The organism is Micromonospora sp. NPDC047527 (assembly GCF_040643015.1).
Lineage (GTDB): Bacteria > Actinomycetota > Actinomycetes > Mycobacteriales > Micromonosporaceae > Micromonospora.
On record NZ_JBEYTK010000002.1, the window covers coordinates 192554 to 216594 of the forward strand.

General features: G+C 70.7%; 23 protein-coding genes and 2 tRNA genes. 13 read left to right on the top strand and 12 right to left on the bottom strand.

Annotated elements, in window-relative coordinates:
- The first annotated feature begins 46 nt into the window (after window positions 1-46).
- Complete coding sequence (locus ABZ808_RS09685; protein WP_357003189.1) at window positions 47-538, top strand: MarR family transcriptional regulator; 492 nt, start codon at window positions 47-49, stop codon at window positions 536-538.
- On the opposite strand, the gene ABZ808_RS09690 is transcribed toward ABZ808_RS09685, so the two are convergent.
- A complete protein-coding gene (locus ABZ808_RS09690) occupies window positions 523-1077 on the bottom strand; it encodes a hypothetical protein (RefSeq protein ID WP_357003191.1) in 555 nt (184 codons plus the stop codon). The genes ABZ808_RS09685 and ABZ808_RS09690 overlap by 16 nt on opposite strands.
- Window positions 1078-1600: 523 nt before the next feature.
- Here ABZ808_RS09690 and gyrB point away from each other — a divergent pair.
- From gyrB to ABZ808_RS09720, 6 genes are all read left to right on the top strand, one after another.
- Window positions 1601-3547: a DNA topoisomerase (ATP-hydrolyzing) subunit B gene (gene gyrB / locus ABZ808_RS09695; protein WP_354815157.1), complete on the top strand. Its 1947-nt coding sequence runs from the start codon at window positions 1601-1603 to the stop codon at window positions 3545-3547.
- Between the two features lie 130 nt (window positions 3548-3677).
- A complete protein-coding gene (gene gyrA, locus ABZ808_RS09700) occupies window positions 3678-6200 on the top strand; it encodes a DNA gyrase subunit A (protein WP_357003193.1) in 2523 nt (840 codons plus the stop codon).
- A 4-nt stretch (window positions 6201-6204) separates the two neighbouring features.
- Window positions 6205-7116, top strand: coding sequence for a DUF3566 domain-containing protein (locus tag ABZ808_RS09705; RefSeq protein WP_357003195.1), 912 nt, complete (start codon window positions 6205-6207; stop codon window positions 7114-7116).
- 148 nt (window positions 7117-7264) lie between these two features.
- Window positions 7265-7338 (top strand) — tRNA-Ile (locus ABZ808_RS09710).
- Window positions 7339-7380: 42 nt separating this feature from the next.
- Entirely contained in the window at window positions 7381-7509 is a 129-nt protein-coding gene (locus tag ABZ808_RS09715; protein ID WP_357003197.1) for a DLW-39 family protein, read from the top strand.
- A gap of 45 nt (window positions 7510-7554) precedes the next feature.
- Window positions 7555-7630, top strand: a tRNA-Ala gene (locus ABZ808_RS09720).
- A 55-nt stretch (window positions 7631-7685) separates the two neighbouring features.
- Here the strand turns inward: ABZ808_RS09720 and ABZ808_RS09725 are convergent.
- The 4 genes from ABZ808_RS09725 to ABZ808_RS09740 all read right to left on the bottom strand — a co-directional run bounded on the left by ABZ808_RS09725 (window position 7686) and on the right by ABZ808_RS09740 (window position 9152).
- A complete protein-coding gene (locus tag ABZ808_RS09725) occupies window positions 7686-7811 on the bottom strand; it encodes a hypothetical protein (protein ID WP_357003199.1) in 126 nt (41 codons plus the stop codon).
- A gap of 395 nt (window positions 7812-8206) precedes the next feature.
- The gene (locus tag ABZ808_RS09730; protein WP_357003201.1) at window positions 8207-8362 is read right to left on the bottom strand and encodes a hypothetical protein; all 156 of its coding nucleotides are present in this window, start codon (window positions 8360-8362) and stop codon (window positions 8207-8209) included.
- Window positions 8363-8407: 45 nt separating this feature from the next.
- Window positions 8408-8953: a DinB family protein gene (locus ABZ808_RS09735; RefSeq protein WP_357003203.1), complete on the bottom strand. Its 546-nt coding sequence runs from the start codon at window positions 8951-8953 to the stop codon at window positions 8408-8410.
- A 40-nt stretch (window positions 8954-8993) separates the two neighbouring features.
- Window positions 8994-9152 carry a hypothetical protein gene (locus tag ABZ808_RS09740; protein ID WP_357003205.1) on the bottom strand — a complete coding sequence of 53 codons (159 nt, stop codon included), beginning with the start codon at window positions 9150-9152 and terminating at the stop codon, window positions 8994-8996.
- A gap of 94 nt (window positions 9153-9246) precedes the next feature.
- Here ABZ808_RS09740 and ABZ808_RS09745 point away from each other — a divergent pair, with 94 nt between their 5' ends.
- Window positions 9247-9507 carry a hypothetical protein gene (locus tag ABZ808_RS09745; RefSeq protein WP_357003207.1) on the top strand — a complete coding sequence of 87 codons (261 nt, stop codon included), beginning with the start codon at window positions 9247-9249 and terminating at the stop codon, window positions 9505-9507.
- Between the two features lie 153 nt (window positions 9508-9660).
- Here the strand turns inward: ABZ808_RS09745 and ABZ808_RS09750 are convergent, their stop codons facing one another.
- Entirely contained in the window at window positions 9661-14145 is a 4485-nt protein-coding gene (locus tag ABZ808_RS09750; protein WP_357003209.1) for an HAD-IC family P-type ATPase, read from the bottom strand.
- 281 nt (window positions 14146-14426) lie between these two features.
- Here ABZ808_RS09750 and ABZ808_RS09755 point away from each other — a divergent pair, with 281 nt between their 5' ends.
- From ABZ808_RS09755 to ABZ808_RS09775, 5 genes are all read left to right on the top strand, one after another.
- Window positions 14427-15806 (top strand): MFS transporter, encoded by a 1380-nt coding sequence (locus ABZ808_RS09755; RefSeq protein WP_357003211.1) that lies wholly within the window; start codon window positions 14427-14429, stop codon window positions 15804-15806.
- A gap of 53 nt (window positions 15807-15859) precedes the next feature.
- Entirely contained in the window at window positions 15860-16513 is a 654-nt protein-coding gene (locus tag ABZ808_RS09760) for a GAP family protein (protein ID WP_357003213.1), read from the top strand.
- Window positions 16514-16607: 94 nt separating this feature from the next.
- Window positions 16608-17387 (top strand): NAD(P)H-binding protein, encoded by a 780-nt coding sequence (locus ABZ808_RS09765; RefSeq protein ID WP_357003215.1) that lies wholly within the window; start codon window positions 16608-16610, stop codon window positions 17385-17387.
- Between the two features lie 37 nt (window positions 17388-17424).
- Window positions 17425-17619: a hypothetical protein gene (locus ABZ808_RS09770; protein WP_357003217.1), complete on the top strand. Its 195-nt coding sequence runs from the start codon at window positions 17425-17427 to the stop codon at window positions 17617-17619.
- Between the two features lie 95 nt (window positions 17620-17714).
- Complete coding sequence (locus ABZ808_RS09775) at window positions 17715-18263, top strand: YbaK/EbsC family protein (protein ID WP_357003219.1); 549 nt, start codon at window positions 17715-17717, stop codon at window positions 18261-18263.
- 65 nt (window positions 18264-18328) lie between these two features.
- On the opposite strand, the gene ABZ808_RS09780 is transcribed toward ABZ808_RS09775, so the two are convergent.
- The 6 genes from ABZ808_RS09780 to ABZ808_RS09805 all read right to left on the bottom strand — a co-directional run bounded on the left by ABZ808_RS09780 (window position 18329) and on the right by ABZ808_RS09805 (window position 23949).
- Window positions 18329-18976 (bottom strand): DsbA family oxidoreductase, encoded by a 648-nt coding sequence (locus ABZ808_RS09780; protein ID WP_357003221.1) that lies wholly within the window; start codon window positions 18974-18976, stop codon window positions 18329-18331.
- 8 nt (window positions 18977-18984) lie between these two features.
- The gene (locus tag ABZ808_RS09785) at window positions 18985-19413 is read right to left on the bottom strand and encodes a SufE family protein (RefSeq protein ID WP_357003223.1); all 429 of its coding nucleotides are present in this window, start codon (window positions 19411-19413) and stop codon (window positions 18985-18987) included.
- Window positions 19414-19488: 75 nt separating this feature from the next.
- Window positions 19489-19914 carry a CBS domain-containing protein gene (locus ABZ808_RS09790; RefSeq protein ID WP_357003225.1) on the bottom strand — a complete coding sequence of 142 codons (426 nt, stop codon included), beginning with the start codon at window positions 19912-19914 and terminating at the stop codon, window positions 19489-19491.
- A 57-nt stretch (window positions 19915-19971) separates the two neighbouring features.
- Complete coding sequence (locus ABZ808_RS09795) at window positions 19972-21741, bottom strand: proline--tRNA ligase (protein ID WP_357003227.1); 1770 nt, start codon at window positions 21739-21741, stop codon at window positions 19972-19974.
- A gap of 55 nt (window positions 21742-21796) precedes the next feature.
- Window positions 21797-22846: a hypothetical protein gene (locus ABZ808_RS09800; RefSeq protein WP_357003229.1), complete on the bottom strand. Its 1050-nt coding sequence runs from the start codon at window positions 22844-22846 to the stop codon at window positions 21797-21799.
- Window positions 22810-23949: a transporter substrate-binding domain-containing protein gene (locus ABZ808_RS09805; protein ID WP_357003231.1), complete on the bottom strand. Its 1140-nt coding sequence runs from the start codon at window positions 23947-23949 to the stop codon at window positions 22810-22812. Before ABZ808_RS09805 ends, ABZ808_RS09800 begins: the two co-directional genes overlap by 37 nt.
- Between the last annotated feature and the right edge of the window lie 92 nt (window positions 23950-24041).

Consider the following 24041-nt stretch of genomic DNA (forward strand, 5'->3'; position numbering starts at 1 on the left):
CACCAACGATCGCTACGATAGTGACCATGCGTGGGGAGGGCAACCGATGAGCGAGCGGCCGGAGGACGTCGACCCGCTGGCCCTGGAGCAGCAGGTCTGTTTCGCCCTGTCGGTGGCCGCGCGCAGCGTGGTGGCCGTCTACCGGCCGCTGCTGGAGCCGATGGGGCTGACCCATCCGCAGTACCTGGTCATGTTGGCGCTCTGGCAGCACGCGCCGCTGTCCGGGCGCGACCTGAGCCGTCTGTTGCAGCTCGACCCGGGCACGCTGTCACCCCTGCTGAAGCGGCTGGAGGCCGCCGGCTACCTGCGCCGCGAGCGCGACGCCGCCGACGAACGCAGCCTCGCCGTCACCCTCACCGCCACCGGCGCCGCCCTGCGCGGCCAGGCCGAGCTGATCCCGGCCGCGATCGTGCAGCGCCTCGGGCTGCCCGTCGAGGACCTGCAACACCTGCACGGGGTACTCACGCAGTTGATCGCGGCGGCCAACCGGCCGAGTGGCGGCCCTGCGAGCGGCGCGGTCGCTCAGGCGTCGGCGTAGACGGCGAAACCGCGATCGGCGCACCGCCGGTAGAACGCCGCCAGCACGCCCAGCTCGGGGCAGGTGAAGTTCCACTGCGGCGGATCTCCACTCTCGTCGCGCATCGCGTCCAGCCGGCTCTCCAGCCAGCGAAGCTGCTGCTCGGCGAGCCGGCCGTCGCCGAGCAGCGAACGCAGCACCGTGCTCACCGACTCGAAGGTGACCGCCTCGCCGTACGCGCGGTGGCCGGCGACGAACCGCTCGATGCCGGCCGCGATCCAGGCGCAGCCGTCCGGATCGATCACCGGGTCCTCGTCCTCGGCTGCGGCGTCTGTGGCATACAACACACCTTCGAGACCGAGCAGAAGATCCACCACCTCGGTGTACGCGGTCGCGCGGACGGTGCCGGTCTTCGCGATCAGCTCGGCCAGCGCCGCCGTCGGCGCGGAGATCCCGGGCACGTCGACGATCTCGCCGAAGTCGACGAAATCGGCGGGAGCCACCGGATCGTAGAAGCGGCCGGTCCGCGGCCAGTGCACCGCGACGTTGTCCAGCCCCATCTGTCACCTCTTAAAGAGCACGTGTCGGGTCGATCGGGTCGATCGTCCCGGTTCCGGCCGGTAAAGATCAAGGCCGCTTCCGGAGCGCCGCAAACGTACGACACCGGGGGTCCGGCCGCGACCCCCGACCCGCCCGGTCGCGGGTCAACCCGTTTCGGGGCGGCGCGTGCGATCGGAGCCTGGCGTGTGGGGGGAGTCGTGGGTAATGGGGTTCTGCCGGCTATGGACATCTCAGCCGCCTCGTTGAGGGTGCCGAGTGGCGGTTCTGTCCCGCGCGCACAGTAGGATTGACGGTGAGACGAAGACCCGGTGCGGAGCGAGGGACGGGGCCGATGGCCCCGGATCATTCTCCACGGCGGGTCGAGCCGATCGCGATCCGCGGGCAACCGCGGCGACCGGCGCGTTCGACCCGCTGTCCGGAGGTCTCCGGCACCGGTCCGCGCGCCGACGTCGCGTCCTGTCCGCCGAACCCGCGCCCGACGCGCGCTTTTTTGGCGTGGAGGACGCGAGAAAGTGGCCGAGGGTGGCAGCGCAGGACAAGCAGGAGTACGGCGCAGAGTCGATCACCGTTCTCGAAGGGCTGGAGGCCGTTCGCAAGCGGCCCGGTATGTACATCGGGTCCACCGGCGAGCGCGGTCTGCACCACCTCGTGTGGGAGGTCGTCGACAACGCGGTGGACGAGGCGCTGGCCGGGTACTGCGACACCATCGACGTCGTGCTGCTCGCCGACGGCGGCGTGCGGGTCACCGACAACGGCCGGGGCTTCCCGGTCGACTTGCACCCGAAGCTCAAGAAGCCGGGCGTCGAGGTCGCGCTGACCATCCTGCACGCGGGTGGCAAGTTCGACGGCAAGGCGTACGCGGTCTCCGGCGGTCTGCACGGCGTCGGTGTCTCCGTGGTGAACGCGCTCTCCACCAAGATGTTCGTCGAGATCCACAAGTCCGGCGCCGTGTGGCGGCAGCACTACACCAACTCCAAGCCGAGCCCGCTGGAGAAGGGCGAGGCCACCGACCGCACCGGCTCGGCGGTCTCCTTCTGGCCCGACCCGGACGTCTTCGAGACCGTCGACTTCGACTTCCAGACCATCTACCGACGCCTTCAGGAGATGGCCTTCCTCAACCGCGCCCTGCGCATCCACCTGCTCGACGAGCGGGTGGCCGAGGAGGAGGACGGCCGGCAGCGTGAGGTGACCTTCTACTACGAGGGTGGCATCGCCGACTTCGTCCGACACCTCAACGCCTCGAAGAGCCCGATCCACAAGACCGTGGTCGAGTTCGAGGCCGAAGAGGAGGGCATGTCACTCGAGATCGCCATGCAGTGGAACGAGTCGTACGGCGAGTCGGTCTACACCTTCGCCAACACGATCAACACGCACGAGGGCGGCACCCACGAGGAGGGCTTCCGTTCCGCGCTGACGAGCGTGGTCAACCGGTACGGCACCGACAAGAAGCTGCTCAAGGGCGACGAGAAGCTCTCCGGCGAGGACATTCGCGAGGGGCTCGCGGCAATCATCTCGGTCAAGCTGGCCAACCCGCAGTTCGAGGGTCAGACCAAGACCAAGCTGGGCAACACCCCGGTGAAGAGCTTCGTGCAGCGGGTCTGCAACGACCGGCTGGTCGACTGGTTCGACCGCAACCCGGCCGAGGCCAAGATGATCATCACGAAGGCCTCCCAGGCGGCTCGGGCCCGGATCGCCGCGCAGCAGGCGCGCAAGCTGGCCCGGCGCAAGTCGCTGCTGGAGTCCGGCTCGATGCCGGGCAAGCTGGCCGACTGCCAGTCCACCGACCCGCGCGAGTCCGAGGTGTTCATCGTCGAGGGCGACTCGGCCGGCGGCTCGGCCAAGCAGGGCCGTGACCCGCGCACCCAGGCGATCCTGCCGATCCGCGGCAAGATCCTCAACGTGGAGAAGGCCCGGATCGACCGGGTGCTGAAGAACAACGAGGTCCAGGCGCTGATCACCGCGCTGGGCACCGGCATCCACGACGACTTCGACATGGAGAAGCTGCGCTACCACAAGGTGGTGCTGATGGCCGATGCGGACGTCGACGGCCAGCACATCCAGACGCTGCTGCTCACCCTGCTGTTCCGCTTCATGCGTCCGCTTGTCGAGATGGGCCACGTCTACCTGGCGGCACCCCCTCTCTACAAGATCAAGTGGAACAAGAAGGGCGACGACGCGCAGTACGCGTACTCCGACCGCGAGCGGGACGGGCTGATCGCGCTGCGCCAGCAGAAGAAGCCGAACGCCAAGCCGGACGACATCCAGCGCTTCAAGGGCCTCGGCGAGATGAACTATCCCGAGCTGTGGGAAACCACGATGAACCCGGCGACGCGTACCCTGCGTCAGGTCACTCTCGACGACGCGGCGACCGCCGACGAGTTGTTCAGTGTGCTGATGGGTGAGGACGTCGAGGCGCGCCGGTCGTTCATCCAGCGCAACGCCAAGGACGTGCGGTTCCTGGATATCTGACGGATCGCGGTGGGTGGGCCGGGCGCTGCCCGGCCAACCCACCGATCCACAGAGTTATCCACAGCTTGACCGGTATCCACAGCGGTTATCCACAGCACGAAAACGACTTTGAGTCTGATAAGGGTATACAGTGACCGATTCTCCCGAGTCCACACCGAACGAGCCCGAGGTCCCCGCCGAGGCCATCGCCGCCGTGGTCGCACACGACCGGATCGAGCCGGTCGGGCTCGAGGTGGAGATGCAGCGCTCCTACCTCGACTACGCGATGAGCGTCATCGTCGGTCGTGCGCTGCCGGACGTCCGGGATGGGCTCAAGCCGGTCCACCGCAAGATCCTCTACGCCATGTTCGACTCCGGCTACCGACCGGACCGGGGCTACGTGAAGTGCTCCCGCGTCGTCGGCGACGTGATGGGCCAGTTCCACCCGCACGGCGACTCGGCGATCTACGATGCGCTGGTCCGGATGGCGCAGCCCTGGTCGCTGCGGTACCCGCTGGTCGACGGCAACGGCAACTTCGGCTCGCCGGGTAATGATCCGGCCGCCGCGATGCGCTACACCGAGTGCAAGCTCGACCCCCTCGCGATGGAGATGCTGCGGGACATCGACGAGGACACCGTCGACCTGCAGGACAACTACGACGGCCGGGCCAAGGAGCCCACGATCCTGCCGTCGCGGATTCCGAACCTGCTGGTGAACGGCTCCGAGGGCATCGCGGTCGGCATGGCCACCAAGATTCCGCCGCACAACCTGCGGGAGATCGGCGCGGCGGTGCAGTGGTGCCTGGAGCACCCGGAGGAGGACGAGGAGACCACCCTTGAGGCGCTGCTCGGCATCGTCAAGGGTCCGGACTTCCCGACCCACGGTCTGATCGTCGGCACCACCGCCATCCAGGACGCGTACCGCACCGGTCGCGGGTCCATCCGGATGCGCGCCGTGGTGGAGGTCGAGGAGGACAAGCGGGGTCGGCCCTGCCTGGTCGTCAGTGAACTGCCCTACCAGGTCAACCCGGACAACCTCGCCGAGCGGATCGCCGAGCTGATCAAGGAGGGCAAGCTCGCGGGGATCGCCGATATCCGCGACGAGTCCTCCGGGCGTACCGGCATGCGGATCGTGCTGGTGCTCAAGCGCGACGCGGTCGCCAAGGTCGTGCTGAACAACCTCTACAAGCACACCCAGCTTCAGGAGACCTTCGGCGCCAACATGCTGGCCCTGGTCGACGGGGTGCCGCGCACGCTCAACCTGGCCCAGTTCATCCGCTACTACGTCGAGCACCAGATCGACGTGATCCGCCGGCGGACCGCGTACCGGCTGCGTAAGGCTGAGGAGCGGGCGCACATCCTGCGCGGTCTCGGCAAGGCCCTCGACGCGCTGGACGAGGTCATCGCGCTGATCCGGCGTTCGCCAACCGTGGACGACGCCCGCCAGGGCCTGATCCGGCTGCTGGAGATCGACGAGATCCAGGCGACCGCGATCCTCGACATGCAGCTGCGCCGGCTCGCCGCCCTGGAGCGGCAGCGGATCGTGGACGATCTGGCCAAGCTCGAGATCGAGATCGCCGACCTGAAGGACATCCTCGCCAAGCCGGAGCGGCAGCGCAGGATCGTCTCGGAGGAGCTGGGCGAGATCGTCGCCAAGTGGGGCGACGACCGGCGTACGCAGATCATCCCGTTCGACGGCGAGGTCTCGATGGAGGACCTCATCGCCCGGGAGGACGTGGTCGTCACGATCACCCGGACCGGGTACGCGAAGCGGACCAAGGTCGACCTCTACCGCTCGCAGCGGCGCGGTGGCAAGGGCGTCAGCGGCGCCACGCTGCGGCAGGACGACATTGTCAGCCACTTCTTCGTATGCTCCACCCACGACTGGATTTTGTTCTTAACGAACAAGGGCCGCGTCTACCGGGCCAAGGCATACGAGCTGCCGGAGGCCAGTAGGGTAGCCAAGGGCCAACACGTGGCCAACCTGCTCGCCTTCCTGCCCGACGAGCAGATCGCCCAGATCATCGAAATTCCGAACTACCAGGTAGCCCCCTATCTGGTACTGGCCACGAAGAACGGCCTGGTGAAGAAGACGCGGCTCGAGGAGTTCGACTCCAACCGTTCCGGCGGAATCATCGCGATCAACCTGCGCGATGAGGACGAGCTGGTCGGTGCTGCGCTGGTGGCACCGGAGAACGACCTGCTGCTGGTCTCCAAGAAGGCACAGGCGATCCGGTTCAACGCCTCCGACGAGGCGCTGCGGCCGATGGGCCGGGCCACCTCGGGCGTGATCGGCATGCGCTTCACGGACGACGATGTCCTGCTCGCCATGGAGGTCGTCCGGGACGGTCGGGACGTCCTGGTGGCCACGAACGGGGGATACGCGAAACGCACCCCGATCGAGGAATACCCGGTGCAGGGCCGGGGAGGTAAGGGCGTGCTGACTGCGAAGATCACCGAACGGCGCGGTGGTCTGGTCGGTGCCGTGGTGATCGACCCGGACGACGAGCTGTTCGCGATCACCAGCAACGGTGGTGTCATCCGGACTCCGGTGAAGCCTGTACGCCGTACACGTGACCGGAACACAATGGGGGTCAAGCTGATGGACCTCCCGGACGGCGTGACTATCGTGGCGATTGCTCGCAATGCCGACGAGCCTGACGAACAGGACTAGTTGAATGACGGAGACACAGGCGAAGTCGGGGAACACGGGGACCTCGGCCAACCCGGTCGACGAGGAGGCCGCCAAGAGCGGCACACCAGCGACCGGCCGCGCGGCCGTGGGCCGGGCTACGGTTCCCGCCGACGCGCCTGCCCCGAAATTCACCCGGGCTCCCGGTATGACACCTCCGCCGGAGCAGCCCGGCGAGGACGGCGGCTCGGGCGACAACAAGGCGGAGAAACCCGCTGCCGAGGCGCCGGCGTCCGCCGGCCCAGCCCCGGCGGCGGCCGCCCCGAGCCCGGCTCGACCGACGACCACCCAGCCGATCAGCACCCGGCCGGGTCAGGCGACCTCGACCGGTGCCACCGGCACCCAACCCCGGATCATGCCGGGCATGACGCAGCCGCAGCCGGATTTGGGTCGTACCTCCGCTGCCGGCCGTCCGGCGAGCGGTGGCGGCCTGCCTCCGGGGATCGGCAACGCGTCCGCCGTCGGGGCCGCTCGCGTCGGTGAGGCGGTACGCGCCGCGCGTAGCTCGGTCAGTTCGGCGGCGTCCCGCGGGCCGCGCCGGGCCCGGCTGAACCTCAAGCGGATCGACCCCTGGTCCGTGATGAAGTTCGCGTTCGCCGTCTCGGTGGTGCTCTTCATCGTCGTGGTGGTCGCCACCTCGGTGCTCTACCTGGCGTTGGACGCGATGGGCGTGTTCCAGAGCGTCAACGACAGCCTGAGCGACCTGGTCAACGCCGGTGGTGGGCAGAGCACCAGCGGCTTCCAGATCACCGCCAAGGGCGTGATCCTCAGCTCGGCGCTGATCGGCCTGGTCAACGTGGTGCTGTTCACCGCGCTGGCCACGCTGGGAGCGTTCGTCTACAACGTCTGCGCCGACCTGGTCGGCGGCATCGAGCTGACCCTCGCCGAGCGGGACTGAGTGACCGGGGCGCCGGACACCGCATAATTGCGGTCGCTCCGGCGTCCCGTATTCGGGTAGGTTTCACGGTGTCGACGGCCCGGCTCGCGGGGCCGACCCCGATTTGGGGCCGGCCAAGCGGATGGGTTAATCTTGCTCGTCGCAACACGGGGCTATAGCTCAGTCGGTTAGAGCGCAGAGCTGATAACTCTGAGGTCGCTGGTTCGATTCCAGCTAGCCCCACCGAATGTCGTCCGACGGTAGTCGAGCGCGAGGGGTCGCCCCATGATCAAGAAGCTGCTGATTCTGGCTGGCGTCGTCGGCGTGGCCGCCGTCGTCTACAGCAAGGTCAAGGCCTCCAACGACGAGCGTGCGCTGTGGCACGAGGCCACCACCTCGCCTGACCTGCGCTGACGCCCGGCCTGCGGCGAACGGTTCATCGACTGCCGCGGCCACCACGGGGCCCTAGCTCAACTGGCAGAGCACTGCCTTTGCAAGGCAGGGGTTAGGGGTTCGAGTCCCCTGGGCTCCACCAGAACTTTCCTTGGTTGACCTCGGTCCCGAGTACAGCCATTCGTACGGCCAAGCGGTCACACCATCTCCTCTTGGCCGAGAATCCGGTCAATGGCTGTGGCAGCCTGACGAGCCCGCGTCGGCAGGACATGGCCGTAGGTGTCGGCCGTCATCCGGATCGTGGAGTGCCCGAGCAGTTCCATGACGGTCCGCAGATCCCCCCTGGTCGAGCAGGAACGTGGCGAAGGCGTGCCGCAGGTCGTGCAGGTGCAGCCAATCCATCCTGGCCGCCGCGCGGAGCTGCTGGAGCGTCTGCCGAACGAACAGCGCCCGTCCCGGAAGGTCGACATCCGATCAGCGGAGGCCCAACAGCTCAGCCCGCCGGAGCCCGGTTGTGATCCGACAGCTGATGTGCGACGTAGCTCTGCCAGGCCGAGGCTCACGGGCCATCCGTGGGCCAGTAACCGGGGCGCGTAGTGGGCACGAGCGGGCACGAGAAGCAGCCGGGTGAACGCCGGCCGCAGGCGTTTCGGGCATCGCGGTCGGTTGATCACGCTCTTCCCAACCGACACTCCGGGCTTAGCGCAAGGACGACCAGTTAGTTGTACAGCCAGAGGGCGGCACAGCCGAAGCACAGCGCCAGCAAAACGGCCGAGGCGATCAGCAGCATGAGTAGCGTGAACAGTTCGTTGCGCGCCGTTGGCGCAGGCGGCTCCGGCGATGGACTGCCGTCGGCGGGCTCGGGGTCGCGCACGTCGTGATGATGTCAGATCCAATCGTGTGGCGGTTTGGGTGAGCGTCAGAGCGCCTGACGACCAGCTTCGGTCCGGATCGCACGCAGCAGCCGCAGTTGGCCGATCTCCGCCACGTTCTTCATCAGCTCGGAGTTGACCCAACCGATCATGTGCGTGACCGTGTACTCGGGCTGATCCTGCCAGGGGAACGGTGCCGTGTCGTCAAGGTCGGCGTCGGTGAGTCGGTCGAGGAGACCCAACCATTCGGTACGCAGGTCTCGTAGCCAGGCGACAGTCGGCTCACCGGCGCCGGGCCATTCGACATCCGTACGCTGCCGTACTGGCTGCCCCCGGAGATGATCCATCGTCACGCTCCACCACCAGCCGATGTGCCAGGTCAACCAGCTGATCGTCGGTACCGGGATGGGGTCGGGTTCGCTGTCGGCCCAGTCCGGCGTCCAACTGCCGTCAGAGTCACGCCGCATCGACCAACTGGGGCTCGCCGGCTCCCAGAGGAAATCCGCGGGCTCGATCTGCTCAAGGTGGTATTCGAAGAGCGACCAGGTCAGGTCGAACTGCCACCGCAGCAGATTCAGGGAGGGAACGGGCATCCGGGGATTGTGGCGGAGCAGCAGTCAAGGCGACAACTGATTAGAGGCTGAGACCCTCGGTGCGTGGGGCGATGGTGGCCATGGCGCGGTTGATGGCGTCGCTGAGCGGCCCGACGGCGCCGGACGCCAACCAGGAGTGTTGGGCGGCGACCAGGCAGCCGAAGGCGCACTGTCGAACGAGTTGGACAGACAGTTTCAAGCGGGCTGCATCTGTGAAGCGTGCGCCAACCTGTGCATGATCCTTCGATGGATGAGCAATCAACGCCGGTGACGATGCAGGTGTACTGCCGAGAGTGGAGGTGATCGTCACCGATCCGGCAGCGGTCAGCGCTCTCGCCGTGCGGGAGCTTCGAGCCGCCGACATCGACTGGTCCACCGAGGAAGACGACCTCGCGACCGCCGTCGAGGAGTTGCGAGTCGATCTCGCCAACTCCCTGGCCGGTGTCGTGGACATCAGCAGGCTCGCAGACGGCATCCCCGGGGTGGAGTTCCGCGGCGGCCTTTGCTGGGCAGAGCAGGCACCGGCCCGCGACCCGTTCCGGACGATGGGGTAGTCGCGGCCGAGCCGGTGGGCCCGATTTGCCGTTGGCGTGGGGTCGCCCCGAAAAGCGTGATGCCTCTGCGGCATCAATATGTCTCTGAGACATCACGCTCGAACCAGCGACAGCCACAGCCACAGCGGCTCCCTCCAAGCGGCCGGGCGATGGTCAGCGCTGGGATTCGGCCGGTTTGGCGTCGCCGGCCGCCGGCTCCGCGTCATCGCCCGAGGGCTGCCCGTCCCTCGCCGACGGCAGGTTCTCCATCAGCCTGGTGAGCGCGCCGTTGGCGAAGGTGGCGCCGAGCGCTGACCCGGCTCCGATGGTCCAGCCGACCGGCCCGAGAGGCGTACAGCCGAAGAACTGACTGAGCCCCGGCGTCTGCACCACCACGACCAGCACACCCAACGAAGCCGCCGTGGACGCCAGCACCGCGGGGCTGGTGCCGCCCGCCAGGATGGTCTGGCCGAGTTGGGTGCCAACCAGCGAGACGAGAGCGACCGTTCCGGCCCGCTGCCGGCGGCCGGTGTACCGGGCCAACGTCCATCCGGCTGTCGCGCCCAGCGTGGTGGCCGCCGCACGCAGCCCGATCTCCCGGGTGAGAGTCGCGCCGAGGGACGCGTCCGGCCCTTCCTTGAGTAGCCGGTCGGCGCGGTCCGCGGCAGGCGGACGGACCGCGATGGCCAGCGCCGGTGCCAGGTCGGTGAGGAGGTTGACGAGCAGGAGTTGTCGTCCGGTGAGCGCGGAACGGCCGGTCGCGGCGGCGCTCAGGACGCTGAACGCGATCTCGCCGAGGTTGCCGCCGACCAGGATGCTCAGCGCGTGCCGTACCGACGACCACATGGCCCGACCTTCGACCAGGGTGGCGATGATGGTCTCCAGCCGGTCGTCGGTGACCACCAGGTCGGCGGCGGCTCGGGCTGCTGGCGTGCCCCGCTTGCCGAGCGCGATACCCACGTCGGCCAGCCGGATCGCTGGCGCGTCGTTGGCGCCGTCGCCGGTCATCGCCACGGTCCGCCCGCACTTCTGCAACGCCTGGATGATCCGTACCTTGTGCGCGGGGGTGCAGCGGGCCACCACGTCCGTGCTCGCCAGCCGTTCGGCGAGCGCCTCGTCGTCCAGCTGGTCCAGCTCACCTGCGGTGACCACCCGCTGCACGTCGTGCTCGCTGATGGTGGCGGCGATCGCCTCGGCGGTGGCCGGGTGGTCGCCGGTGATCATGATGGTGTGTACGCCGGCCTGCCGGATGCGGCGTACCGCCGGCGCGGCGCTCTCCCGAACCCCGTCGGCCATGGCGAGGAAGCCCACGAAGGTCAGATTCCGCACGTCGCCGTCGGTGACGTCCGGGCCGTCGACGGTGCACTCGGCGACGGCCAGGATCCGGTGCCCCGAGCCGGCCCGATCGGCCAGCATCTGGTGCAGCTCGGCGCGGCCGGCGTCGTCCAGCGGCTCCTGACGACCGTCGGTGCGTCGGGCCGCGCAGCGCGGCAGCACCGTCTCCGGTGCGCCCTTGACGCTCAACAACAGGTGACCGTCGGTCTCCCCGACGCTGGCGTGGTAACCACGGGACGGCTCGAACGGCAGCCCACCAGCCGCTCGCCAACCGGCGGCGCCGGTCTGCTCCACCACCCCGGCCGTGGTGGCGCCCCGCCGGACCGCCCGGTCGGTCTGCAACGCCAACTCCTCCGGGTTGGCCGCCGCGGGCGTCGCCCGCAGCGCCGCCGCCAGCGTCAACCGGAGTCGGTCGTCCAGCCTGTCCACCGGCGCGTACAGGTCGCCGACGCCGTCACCGACCCCGGCGAGCAGCAACTTGCCCTCGGTGAGGGTGCCGGTCTTGTCGAAGCAGAGCACGTCCACCCGGCCCAGCGCCTCGATCGTGCGCGGATTGCGGACCAGGGCCCCGTGCTCGGCCAGCCGTCGGGCGGCGGCCAACTGCGCCGCGCTCACCAGAAACGGCAACCCCTCCGGCACCGACGCGACGGCCAGGTTCGCGGCGGTCGCCGCCGTCTCCCGCAGCGGTACGCCGCGCAGCAGGCCCGCGCCGGCCACCGCGATCGCCGAGCCGGCTGCCAACGGAATGGCGGCTTTGGTCAACGAGCCGAGCCGGGCCTCCACCCCGCTCGTCGGCGGCGCCTGCCGGACCAGCGCCAGGCTGCGACCCGCCTCCGTGCCGGTGCCGGTGGCCACCACCACGGCAGTGCCGTGGCCGGCGGCGATCGTGGTCCCGTCGTAGAGCATCGAGTGCCGGTCGGCGACCGCGGCGGCCACCACCGGTCGGTCGGTCTTCGCCACGGGCAGCGATTCACCGGTCAGCGAGGACTCGTCCGCCTCCAACCCCACCGATTCGAGCACCCGGCAGTCGGCGGGCACCGAATCCCCTGATTCGACGACGATGACGTCCCCGGGCACCAGGTCCTCCGCGGCGATCACCCGCTCGGTGCCGTCCCGCCGGACCCGGGCGGTCACCGCCGAGCGGGACAGCAGCTCGGCCAGTGACCGTTCGGTGTTGCGTTCGTGCACCGCCCCGATCAGTGCGGAACCCCCCACCACGCCGCCCACCAGCGCGGCGTCGACCAGTGAGCCGAACGACGCCGAGAGCACCGCCCCGGCGGCGAGCACCGGGGTGAGCGGATTGGCCAACTCGTCCACGAAGGCGCGCAGCAGGCCGCCGGACGGGGCGTTGTCGCCGGGCGTACCGTCCCCGCTCTGCCGGCGGGACGCCTCCGCGCTGCCCAGACCGTCCGGCCCGGTGCGGAGCCGTTCCAGGACCGCGTCGACCGGCATCAGGTGCCAGGCTGTCTCCACCGGCGCCGGGGTGTCCGTCTGGTCCGGCACCCGGCCGGCCCGCCACACACCGTGGGCGAAGGCGAGCGCCGCCGCGCCGTTCACCGATGCCAGCGACCGTAGGGGCAGCTGGGTCGGTGGGGCGGTGAGTGCCCCCAGCGTGCCGAGGCCGGCGCCGGCCAGGGCCAGCCGGATGTTCTGCCCGGCCATCCGTCGGGCCACCCCGGCCGCCTCCACGAGCAGCGCCACCACCCGCAGGTCGGTGCCGACCAGCAGGTGTGCACCCCACGGTGGCAGGTCGTCCGGCCCGCTCAGGCCCAAACCGCAGTCGGAGGCGGCGAGCCCCGCCCGGTTCGCGGACACCAGCATCACCACCGCGCCGTCGCGTTGCAGTGTCCGCACGGAGTCGGCCACCCGGTCACCGCCGGGGAGCACGGCGTCGGCGAAGCCGTACCGCTGATCGTCCGGGCCGGCGATCACCAGTCGCAGCCCGGCGTGCCGGGCCGCGGTCGGCAGGCCGTCGACGCCCGGCGCGGGTTCCGGTTCGACGCGCAGCAGCGCGGCCAGCCGGTCGCCGTGCGCCAGGCCGAGCAACTGACCGCCGGACGATCGCAGCCGGCCACTGTCCGGTGTGTCGCCCGGATCGGCGGCGTGCAGCTGCTCCAGTGGGCCGAGTCGCCAGCCGTCGGCCTCCCGTGACCCGTCCGGTGCGCTCGGGTCGAAGAGTGTGAACGCCCGCTCCGCCACCTGGTCCACGTCGGCTCCCGGCAGCGGTGCCAGGTCGGTGAGGACACCCCGGTCGGAGCCGAGTACGGCGGCGTCGAGCACCAGCGTGTCGATCCGGTCCAGCTCCCGCAGCACGCTGCGGTCCATGGCGATCACGCCGCGGCGGGCCAGGATCCGGCCGAGCTGGGCGGCGTACCCCTCGCGGCCACTGCCCGGGGCCTTGGGCAGTGCGGAAAGGCCGACCGAGGCGGCGCGTTTGTGCCCGGCGAACGGCATCGCCGCCACGCCGCCCGCCACGCCGGCGATCAGCGAGCGGTTGACGTACCGCTCGATCGGGCCGTCCGGCTTTGGCCGGGGACGGTCGCTGACCTGCCACCGTGCGCAGGCCCGGTCCGGGTCGCCGGTCAACCGTGGCTCGGCTCGCTGCCAGGCCTGCAACTGTGCTCGGGCCTCGCCCCACTGCACGATCCGCTGTGCGCCGTCCAGCACGATGCCGATCCAGCCACCGGTCAGGCCCTGCACCACCGCCTCGGTGAGTGGAAACAGCACTTCGGCGCGAGGGTCGGCGCGGAGCCCCCGGTCGGCCAGCGCGTGCAGCTTCGGATGCAGGTCCACGGCGCCGACCAGCCCGACCACCTCACCGGGCACCGGCGTGAGCGGCAGGATCCGGGTCGCCGCGGAGATGGTCAGCCCCAGCACGTCGGAGGCCAACGCCCCGAGGGTGCGCGGCGTACGCGGCCCCTCCGCGGGCGGGTGCGGCGGTGGGACCTCCGGATCGGGTTCGTGATCGCAGGTCCGTTCGATCCGTTCGATCGCCGTGATCAGGTCGCGCAGCTCGGGCTCCGGTGTCCGCACCGCGACCACCACCCGGCCCGAGGGCGCGTTCACCCGGGCCCAGGCGACCCCGGGCAGCCCTTCCAACGCGTTCTCCACCTGCCGGGCCAGCTTGTCGCCGCCGGGTTGGCAGACGCCGTGCACCTCGATGTGGTGCCGGCCGGGCAGGGAGCGCACCTTGCGGCGGGTCAGGCCGGTCAGCCGGGCCAGCCGGGTCGCGGTCGGGCCGACGGTGCGGGACGCCGCACCGACCAGGTTCGACACATTGACGGACGGCAGCAGGCGGCCGGCGGCGCGACCCACCGCCGTCATCGAGGCGTACGGCCGGAGGGGTGCCGACCCAGCTCCCTACCGCCGCTGCTTCTGCCGTCGGCCATCTTCGCCCTCCCGCTGCCTCGGATACGGGCGGCTGGCTTCCCGACGTGGCGTCCGTTATGCCCTGCGAGGAGGGGAAGTTTCCGCAGCGCGGCGTCGGGGCGAGAGGCGGGTCACCCCGGTTGACCTCAATCCGGGTTGAGGTCGCAGGCTTGGTCCATGCCGAGTAGAACGCCCCCGACCCTCTGGACGACCGACGATCCGACGGCGGGCCGCCGGTGACCGCCACCGCTGTTGCGCCGGAGTCGGGACTGTGGGCACCCCGGCTGCGGGCCATGACCGTGGGCAGCGTCGCGCTGATCTCGCTTGTCGCGTTCGAGGCGCTCGCAGTCGGTACGGCGATGCCGACGGTGGCGCGCAGCCTGGACGGTCTCGCGCTGTACGGGATCGCGTTCGGCGGTGCGTTCGCCGCCAGCGTGGTCGCGATGGTGGTGTCCGGCATCTGGTGTGACGCGCGGGGACCTCGGGCGCCGATGTGGCACGGCGTGGCCTGGTTCGTCGTCGGGTTGGTGGTGGCCGGAACGGCACCGGTGATGGGTCTGCTGGTCGTCGGCCGGGTGGTGCAGGGCTTCGGCTCGGGCCTGCTCTCGGTGGCGCTGTACGTGATCGTCGCTCGGGCGTACCCGGAGGAGTTGCATCGGCGGATCTTCGCGGCGTTCGCCGCCGCGTGGGTCGTGCCGTCGCTGGTCGGCCCGGCGCTGGCCGGCCTGATCGTCGAGCACCTGGGCTGGCGCTGGGTGTTCCTGGCGGTGCCGGCGGTGGCCGTCCCAGCGGTGTTGTTGATCCACCCCGGCCTGCGGTCGTTCGGCAGTACGGCCGTGAGCCGGGTGCCAGCCGGGGCGGTGGCCCGGATCGCCTGGGCGTGCGGGGCGGGGGCGAGCGCCGCGCTGTTGCACATCGGGGGACAGCAGCGCGGCGTCACCGCCCTGGTGTTGGTCACCCTCGCCGTGGCCGGCCTGCTGGTCAGTGCTCCCCGTCTGCTGCCGGCCGGGTTCCTGCGGGCCGCCCGAGGGCTGCCCACCGTGATCGGCCTGCGCGGCCTGGCCTCGGCGGCCTTCGTCGGCGCCGAGGTCGTCATCCCGCTGCTGCTCTCCCGGGAACGCGCGTTCTCGCCGACGGCCGCCGGGCTGGTCCTCACCGTGGGGGCGTTGGCCTGGTCGGTGGGTTCGTGGGTGCAGGGCCGTGTTCCGGTGCCCGCCTCCCGGGCGAGCCTGCCCCGCGCCGGGCTGACCTTCATCACGGTCGGCATCGCCACGGTGGCGCTCGCCGTCCAGCCAGAGGTGCCGGTGGCCGTGGTGGTGCTGGGCTGGGCAGCGGCCGGCGTGGGCATGGGCCTGCTCTATCCCTCGCTGTCGGTGCTCACCCTGGAGTTGTCCGCCCCCGGCGAGCAGGGCCGCAACAGTTCGTCGCTGCAACTGGGCGACTCGCTCTTCGCGGCGACCGTGCTGGCGCTCACCGGCGCCGTGCTGGCCGCCGGAAGCGCGCCGGGCCGGGGCAGTTACACGGTGACCCTGGTGGTGGCCGCCGGTCTGGCGTTGGTCGGTGCGCTGCTGGCCGGCCGGGTGGTGGTGGGCGGACGTACGCGGCCGGGTGGGTGATCCACCCGGATTCGACGGTGTGACGCCCGGTCGGGCCGGGAGGATGGCGGGCGATGAGCTTCCTGACCGTCCTGCCACTGGCCGTGGTGGTGGCCGCCGGGACGAAGCTGGTCGTGGCGGTCTTCCTCGCGTCGTCGGACCGGCCTCGGGCCGCTTCGCTGGGGTTCCTCGCCGGTGCGGGACTGGTGGTGGCCGCCGGAGTGACGGTGAGCTGGCTGCTGACCCGGTGGCTGGGTGGGCTGGCCGCCGACGCCAGCGCCGTCGCGGGCAGGGCCGACCGCGGCCGTGTCATCGACGTGGTGGTGCTCGTCCTGCTGGTGAGTCTGGCCGTGGTGGTCTGTCTGCGCCGAAACCGGGCCGGGTCGGGCCGGTGGCTGGGCAGCATCGGGCACGCGAACCCGCGCTCGGCGCTGCGACTGGGCGCGCTGCTCGTCGTGGTGGCACCCACCGACGATCTGACCCTGGCCGCCGTCGGTGCGAGCGTGGCCCGGCGTGACCTGCCGTGGTGGCACCTGCTGCCGTTCGTTCTGGTCACGGTGTTCCTGCTGGCGTTGCCGCTGCTGGCGTTGCTGCTGCTCGGCGATCGGGCGACCCGGGTGCTGATGGATATGCGGCGGTGGGCCGAGGGGCACGCGTGGGTGGTCAACGAGGTGGTGATCGCGTTCTTCGGGCTGTTAACCGTGCTGGACCTGGTGCGCTCGGGATGAGCCGGGGCGAGTCGTGGAGTGAGCCGCCGCACATCAGGTCACATGTCGTCCCTGAGCGCCGTCATCTGCCATGGCGAGGGACGGGAGGACGAAGATGAGGGTTCTGGTCACCGGAGCGGGTGGTCATCTGGGTCAGGCGGTGCTGGCCCGGCTCCGCGACGACGGGGTGGACGTCCGGGCCACGAGCCGGCGGTCGCGTACCGCCTCCGACGTGCAGTGGGTGGTGGTCGACCTGGCCACCGGGGACGGGTTGGCCGAGGCGGTGGCCGGGGTGGACGCGGTGCTGCATCTGGCGTCCTCGCCCCGAGGGAAGACCCCCCAGGTGGACGTGCTGGGCACCCGTCGGCTGGTGGTGGCCGCCGCTGCGGCAGGCGTCCAGCACCTGGTCTACATCTCCATCGTCGGGGTCGATCGGGTGCCGATTCCGTACTACCGGCACAAGCTCGCCGCCGAGCAGGTGATCGCGGCCGGGCCGGTGCCGTGGTCGGTGCTGCGGGCAACCCAGTTCCACCAGTTCCTGGACGACATGTTGGCGACCAGCGCACGGCTGGGCCCGGTGATCGGTGACCGGGCGGTGCTCGCCCAGCCGGTCGACCCGGGCGAGGTGGCGGCCCGGCTCGCGGCCCGGCTGGTCGCCGGCCCGCTGGGCGGCATCGAGGAGTACGGCGGCCCGCAGGTGCTCCGCTTCGACAAGGCGGCCCGTGCCTGGCGAGAGGCCCGGGGCGGACGCCGGCCGCTGCTGCCGGTCCGGATTCCCGGCCGGCTCGGCCGTGAGCTACGCGCCGGTGGCCTGGTCACCGAGGCCCTGCCGCGCGGCGTACGGACCTGGGCCGATCACCTCGCCGACACGTACGGGGGAACCGGGCAGAGATGAGACGGATACCGGTTCACGTTCGCCTTACGGTGACGCCATGTTCTCCGTCGTCATCACCGTGATCCTTTATGTCGCTGGCTTCGTCTTCCTCTACGGCGTGATCCGGCTGGGTGTCCGGCACGCGTTGGAGGACCTGGAGCTGCAACGGGCCAAGGCCCAGCGCGAAGAGGAGTTGGCGGCAGCCCGTGACCGCTCCTTCATGCGTGATAACGCCTTCCTGTCCGGCAGCTGAGTCGCAGCCCGGTGCAACCCGACCAGGTGGCGTCGTGGGATGGCTCGGAGGTCGCCGGGCCGTCTGACGCGACGGGTGCGAGGATCGCACCCGTGATGGGAGCGCTGAAGACTGAACCGGCCCGTACCCGCCTGGACCTGCTCGCCGCGCCGGTGGCGGAGGCCATCGCCCAGTGGCCCGCCGAGGCGCCGGTGGACGTCGACGACGTGCTTGTCGCGCCGATCGACGCCGACCTCGCCGACACCGCGGCCTTCTGCGCCGCGTACGAGGTGGGGCTGGAGGTGTCGGCCAACTGTGTCGTGGTGGCCGGCAAGCGTGAGGGTGTGGTCCGCTACGCGGCCTGCGTCATCCTGGCCACCACCCGGGCCGACGTGAACGGCGTGGCCCGGCGGGCGTTGGACGTGCGCAAGGCGAGCTTCGCCCCGATGGACGACGCGGTCGAGTTGACCGGCATGGAGTACGGCGGCATCACGCCGATCGGGCTGCCGGCCCAGTGGCCGATCCTCGTCGACGCGCGGGTGATCGCCACGCCGCATGTGATCATCGGGTCCGGCGTACGGCACAGCAAGCTCGCGCTGCCGGGGCCGGCGCTGGGCGCGCTGCCCGGCGCGCAGGTCGTCGAGGGCCTGGCCAGACCCGCCTGACCAGCCACCGGCGTCGATACCGTTGCACGTGAAACATCGCGTCGGTCGATGCGCCGGCTGCCGGCTCAGTGGGCTGCGGACTCCCGCTGCTCGACCTCGGCCAGCGCGGCGAGCAGCGTCTGCGTCTCCTGTGCGCCGGAAACCGCGTACTTCCCGGCCAGGACGAAGGTCGGCACGCTGCTGATGCCCAGGTCCCGCGCGGTGGCCAGCTGGGCGGTGATGTCGGCGACGCGCTCGTCGGATTCGAGGAACCGGCGTGCGTCGCCGGCGTCCAGGCCGATCTCACCGGCGAGGGTGGCCAGCGCCTCCCGCGAACCGATGTCGACGCCCTGGACGAAGTGCGCCTGGTAGAGCGCCTCGACCATCTCGGCGGCCCGCCCGTGGTCGGTGGCGTAGGAGACCAGCCGGTGCGCGTCGAAGGTGTTGGCGATCAGCGCGCGGTCGAAGTCCAGTCGCAGCCCGGCGCCCGCCGCGACCTGGGTCACGTGGTCGAACATCTGCCGTGCCCGCTCCGGCCCGCCGAACTTGGCGGCCATCGCCTCCACCGTCGGGCGGGGCTCGGGCACCGGTGACGGGTCGAGCTGGAACGGCCGGTAGCGAACCGTCACCTCGCCCTCGTACTGGGCGAGAGCCTCATCCAGCCGGCGCTTGCCGATGTAGCACCACGGGCAGACGACGTCGGCGTAGATCTCGATCTCCATGATCGGTGACAACCGCCCGATCAGCCCAGTTGTTCCCGGACCTGCCGCTTGAGCCGGCCCAGGATCGCCGTGCCGCCGCGTACGCGCAGCGGGCTGATCGCCTGCGCCAGGCCCATCCGCTGATAGAGGTCGTCCGGAACGGCCAGCACCTCCTCGGCGCTCGCGCCGGCCAGTCCTTCGGCGAGGATCCCGGCGAACGCCCGAGTGGTCGGCGCCTCCGGCGGGCAGTCGAAGAGCGTGTCGACGACCCCGTCCGGCGTCACCCGGGCGCGCAGGAAGAACGCCGTCTGGCACTCCGGCACCTGCTCCATGCCCTCGCGCTCGGGGGCACCCTCGGGCAGCGGCGGGATGACGTCCGCGTACTCCAGCAGCATCTCCAACACCAGGTCGCGGGGCGCGGCGGCGAACTCGTCGACGATCTCGGCCAGTCGGGCCGGCATGTCAGCCATGCGTCGAGGCTACCGCCGCCAGGGTGGGAGCCCTTGCGCTACCCGAGACGATCGGAAGGGCCCCTCCCCGGCAGGTCAGGCGGTCGAGGACTGCTCGCTGATCTCACTGAGGGCGCTGGTGGGGTCGAGCTGCATGGCCAGGTCCCCGAGCGAGACGATCCCGACGAGCTTGCGGTCGCTGTCGCAGACCAGCACCCGCCGGATGCCCCGGTCCCGCATCAGCGCCGCCGCCTCGCCCGCCGTGCAGTGCTGCTCGATCATGACCACCTCGCGGGTGACGATCGAGCCGATGCTGGTGGCCGCCGGTGAGCTGTTCTCGGCCACCGCCCGGACCACGATGTCCCGGTCGGTGAGCATGCCGGCGAGGGTGGCGCCGTCGGTGACCACCACGTCGCCGATGTCCGCCTCCTTCATCACCTTGGCCGCCTCGTCCAGGGTGGTCTCGGCCGGCAGGTACACGACCTGCTTGGTCATCACGTCACTGACCCGGTAACCGGTCATGAGCTCCTCCGAAGACGTTTTCACCCGATCGAACTGCGGTACCCCGTCACGTGGTGGCTACACCAGGTTCCCACGTTCGCTGTGTACTTCGTGGACGATGCGTTCCACCAGTCCTTCCAGCGGCAGTTCGACGCGGCTGTCGCCGACCCGCTCACGCAGCTCCACGTACCCGTCGCTCAGGCGGCGACCGACCACGACGCTGCGCGGGATGCCGATCAGCTCGGCGTCGGTGAACTTCACCCCGGCCGAGACGTGCGTCCGGTCGTCGACCAGCACCCGCACGCCGGCGGCGGCGAGGCGTCCGCCGAGCTCCAGCGCCGCGTCGAGCTGCGGCCCCTTGCCCGCGACCACCAGGTGTACGTCGCACGGCGCGACCGCCGCCGGCCAGCGAAGCCCCCGGTCGTCGTGGTGCTGCTCGGCGATCGCCGCAACCGCCCGGGACACCCCGATGCCGTAGCTGCCCATGGTGGGCCGGACCGGCTTGCCCTCCGGGCCGAGCACGTCGACCGCGAACGCGTCGGTGAACCGGCGGCCCAGTTGGAAGATGTGCCCGATCTCGATGCCCCGCCGGATGGTCAGCTCGCCGTCGACGCAGTCGGGGCAGGGGTCGCCGGCGCGTACCTCGGCCGCCTCGATTGTGCCGTCGGGCGTGAAGTCGCGCCCGCAGACCACGCTGGTCGCGTGTCGACCCGGCTCGTTCGCGCCGGTCAGCCATGCCGAGCCGGGCACCACCCGAGGATCGACAAGGTAGCGGACGCCCAGCTTGTCGAGCCCTTGCGGGCCGATGTAGCCGCGTACCAGCTCCGGATGCTCGGCCCACTCCTCGAAGACGGCGACCTGGGCTGGGTGCAGCGCGGCACCTACCCGCTTCAGGTCGACCTCCCGGTCACCGGGCAGCCCGATCATCAGGGGTTCGGCCCGATCGGCGCCTGGCTGGCGCACGGTCAGCACGACGTTCTTGAGGGTGTCGGCGGCCGTCCAGTCGTCGCGGCCGCCCAGCCGTCGGGCGTTGGCCAGCTCCACGAGGCTGGCGATCGTCGGGGTCTCGGGGGTGTCGTGCACCTCGATGGCCGGCTGTGCGACCGGATCGCTGGCGGCCGGCGCCCGCGTGACGACCGCCTCGGTGTTCGCCGCATAGTCGCAGGCGGTGCAGCCGACGAAGGTGTCCTCGCCGACCGGCGTCGCCGCCAGGAACTCCTCGGACGCCGAACCGCCCATCGCGCCGGACATCGCGTGCACCACCGTGTAGTCCAGACCCAGCCGGTCGAAGATCCGCTGGTACGCCGCCCGGTGCCGCGCGTACGCCTCCCGCAGACCCGCGTCGTCCAGGTCGAAGGAGTACGCGTCCTTCATCAGGAACTCCCGCCCGCGCAGCAGACCGGCCCGGGGCCGCGCCTCGTCGCGGAACTTCGTCTGCACCTGGAACAACGTCAGCGGGAAGTCCCGGTACGAGGTGACCAGGTCCCTGACCAGCAGCGCCGCCAGCTCCTCGTGGGTGGGTGCCAGCAGGTGGTCGGCGCCGCGCCGATCGGCGAGGGTGAAGATGTCGTCGCCGTACTCCGCCCACCGGCCGCTCGTCCGGTACGGCTCGGCGGGCAGCAGGGCCGGGAAGTGCACCTCCTGGTCGCCGATCGCGAACAACTCGCACCGCACCACCTCGGTGATCCGATCCAGCACCAGCTTGCCCAGCGGCAGCCAGGTGTAGCCGCCCGGTGCGGCGCGACGGATGTAACCGGCGCGCAGCAGCAGCCGATGGCTCGGCACCTCCGCGTCGGCCGGATCCTCGCGAAGGGTCCGCAGCAACAGGGTCGACATGCGTAGCAGCATCCGCGCAGCCTAGAACGGGTGCCTCGAAAACGGCGATCCAATTCGTTGCCCGGGATCACCCTTCGCCGGGAAGTCGGCCGGCGCAGCGCACGTCCGGATCGGTCAGCGGTCGCCGGGGCATCATCCAGTCCAGGGCGGTCTCCTCCACGGGCCAGCCGCGCACCGACACCAGGCTGTAGGGCACCGCCGCCGCCTGTGGGCAGAGGACCTGCGACCGGACCTGACCGTTCGGCAGGAAACGCACGCCGGCGGTCTGGTCCAGCACGATCGTCGACGTGTCGGTGACCGTGATGAGCGCCCCGAGCACCACCTCCGTGCCGGCCTCGCCGGCCGGGGGCGGGACGGGAGTGGCATCGGAGGGGACGTGGACCGCGTCCGCCTCCTTCGGCGCCACCTCGATCGCGGCCGTGGGCAGCAGCGGCACCCGGAGGAAGACCGCCCCCATCACCACCGGGAGCACGGCGGCGACCGTGAACGCCAGGCCGTGGGTCAGCGCCGGGGCGATCCAGCCGGGGATCGGGCCGGTGAGCAGCACGGTGGCGGCGGGCGGCACCGCCAACAGTGCGGCCGTGGCCAGCTCGCCCTCCTGCACCGCCGACCAGATCGCCGGGCCCAGCACGCTGTACGCCAGGACCGCCGCCGCCAGCGGCAGCGCCACACTGACGAGCAGGATGCGCGTCGGCTCCTGCGGGTGCAGGTAGCGGGTGCGCAGCGCGAGCAGCCAGAGCCCGAGCATCAGCAGCGATGGCAGGAAGCGGAGCTGCCAGGTGAGCGCGCCCAGCGCGACCGCCGCGGTGAGCACCCAGCCGGGCGTACGGGCCGTTCCGGAGGCCAGCAGCGAGCGCTCCGGGTCGAAGCGGTCAGGGGCGCTGAGTCGGAGCAGTCGGCCGAGCACGCCGAACGTGAGCACGACCACGGGGAACGCCCACACCAGGGCGATCAACAGGGCGCTGAGCAGGCCGAGTGGGCTGACGTACTGCACCAGCAGCAGCATGGTGGACATGTCCTGGCGGCTGAGCTGCCACAGCCGCAGCACCAGGAGCAGGACGGGGAACGCGGGGAGGAGGGTCAGCAGCCACTGCTGCGCCTGCCGCGCCCCCGCCATCCGACGCGGTTGGCCAGTGTCGGCGGGGTCGCTGGCGATCCGGGGTGCGCCGGGGTGGGCAGCGCGATCCTCTCCCACGGCCACTGTCGCACCTCCACCTTTCGCGCCTCGGGCTGCTGCTGTTCCGCGACCGGCTGCGGGAGGTTGTATCCCTGCTGCCAGCGGAGGTTGGCGTTGTACGCGTTCTCCCAGGTCGAGTCCTTCTCGTCGTGGGCCGAGACGTAGAGCGCGAGGTCGACCAGGTCACGCAGCGCCTTGTTGGGGCCGGTGTTGACACCCCACCTCTCCTGCGGGGACGAGCCGATGTCCCAGTGCTGTAGCGGCTTGACGTTGCGGAGCGTGACCGGGAAGCGCTGGCCGTCGTCGTCCGGCTGGTCGCCGGTGACGAAGCCGGCGAGGATCGCCGCGTCGGTGGTGACCGCCTCCACCGTGCCGTCGTACAGCATCTGGATGCACTCGCTGATGCGGTTGCGGCCGGTCGGCTTGGCGCCGGCCTCACCGAGGCGCTGGATGGACGTCGAGGTGGTGAGCGAGCACACCGTCCGTCCGTCCAGATCCTCCAGGCTGCTCACCTGCCCCTTGAAGCTCTTCAACGTCACCACCGACTGCTCGGTGTGCAGGTACGAGGAGGAGAACACCGCTCCCTCCTCCTCGCGCTTGGCGTTGATGCTGTACGAGGCGATGACCAGGTCGACGGTGACGAAGCCGTCGTTGTCGCGGGCCTGTCGACGCGCCCGGTCCTCGCTCTCGATCGGCAGGAACCGCACCTGGGAGTGGTCGAACCCGAGGAAGCTGGCGATCATGTAGGCGATGTCGACGTCGAAGCCCTTCCAGACGTTGTTGCCGAAGCGCTGGGAGATGCCGGGCTGGTCGTCCTTCACCCCGATGACGAGCTGCTGCTTTCCCTTCATGCCGGCCTGCTCCAGCAGTTCGTCGCGGGTCGGGGGGCCGGCGGCGAGCGCGATCGGGACCAGGGCCGCCGCCAGGACGGCCAGCGCGACAGTGAGCCCCACGAGGCGGATCTGGCGGGTCCGGGTGGTGCGCGGCGAGGTGGTCGTCGCCGGGGCCGGCCCGTCGGGGCTCGGCTCGCTTGCCTGACTCAACTAGGCCTCCCCTTGCGCGGCCCGGTGACCGGCCCTCCATTGTGGGGCCCGCAGGCGAGCCGACGCGACCCTTACCGAGCCGGATATCCGAC

Coding starts and splice junctions, on each gene's coding strand:
- ABZ808_RS09685 (WP_357003189.1), top strand. CDS start 47: ATGAGCGAGCGGCCGGAGGACGTCGACCCGCTGGCCCTGGAGCAGCAG.
- ABZ808_RS09690 (WP_357003191.1), bottom strand. CDS start 1,077: ATGGGGCTGGACAACGTCGCGGTGCACTGGCCGCGGACCGGCCGCTTC.
- ABZ808_RS09705 (WP_357003195.1), top strand. CDS start 6,205: ATGACGGAGACACAGGCGAAGTCGGGGAACACGGGGACCTCGGCCAAC.
- ABZ808_RS09715 (WP_357003197.1), top strand. CDS start 7,381: ATGATCAAGAAGCTGCTGATTCTGGCTGGCGTCGTCGGCGTGGCCGCC.
- ABZ808_RS09725 (WP_357003199.1), bottom strand. CDS start 7,811: ATGGAACTGCTCGGGCACTCCACGATCCGGATGACGGCCGACACCTAC.
- ABZ808_RS09735 (WP_357003203.1), bottom strand. CDS start 8,953: ATGCCCGTTCCCTCCCTGAATCTGCTGCGGTGGCAGTTCGACCTGACC.
- ABZ808_RS09750 (WP_357003209.1), bottom strand. CDS start 14,145: ATGACGGCGGTGGGTCGCGCCGCCGGCCGCCTGCTGCCGTCCGTCAAT.
- ABZ808_RS09760 (WP_357003213.1), top strand. CDS start 15,860: ATGAGCTTCCTGACCGTCCTGCCACTGGCCGTGGTGGTGGCCGCCGGG.
- ABZ808_RS09765 (WP_357003215.1), top strand. CDS start 16,608: ATGAGGGTTCTGGTCACCGGAGCGGGTGGTCATCTGGGTCAGGCGGTG.
- ABZ808_RS09770 (WP_357003217.1), top strand. CDS start 17,425: ATGTTCTCCGTCGTCATCACCGTGATCCTTTATGTCGCTGGCTTCGTC.
- ABZ808_RS09775 (WP_357003219.1), top strand. CDS start 17,715: ATGGGAGCGCTGAAGACTGAACCGGCCCGTACCCGCCTGGACCTGCTC.
- ABZ808_RS09785 (WP_357003223.1), bottom strand. CDS start 19,413: ATGGCTGACATGCCGGCCCGACTGGCCGAGATCGTCGACGAGTTCGCC.
- ABZ808_RS09790 (WP_357003225.1), bottom strand. CDS start 19,914: ATGACCGGTTACCGGGTCAGTGACGTGATGACCAAGCAGGTCGTGTAC.
- ABZ808_RS09795 (WP_357003227.1), bottom strand. CDS start 21,741: ATGCTGCTACGCATGTCGACCCTGTTGCTGCGGACCCTTCGCGAGGAT.
- ABZ808_RS09800 (WP_357003229.1), bottom strand. CDS start 22,846: ATGGCGGGGGCGCGGCAGGCGCAGCAGTGGCTGCTGACCCTCCTCCCC.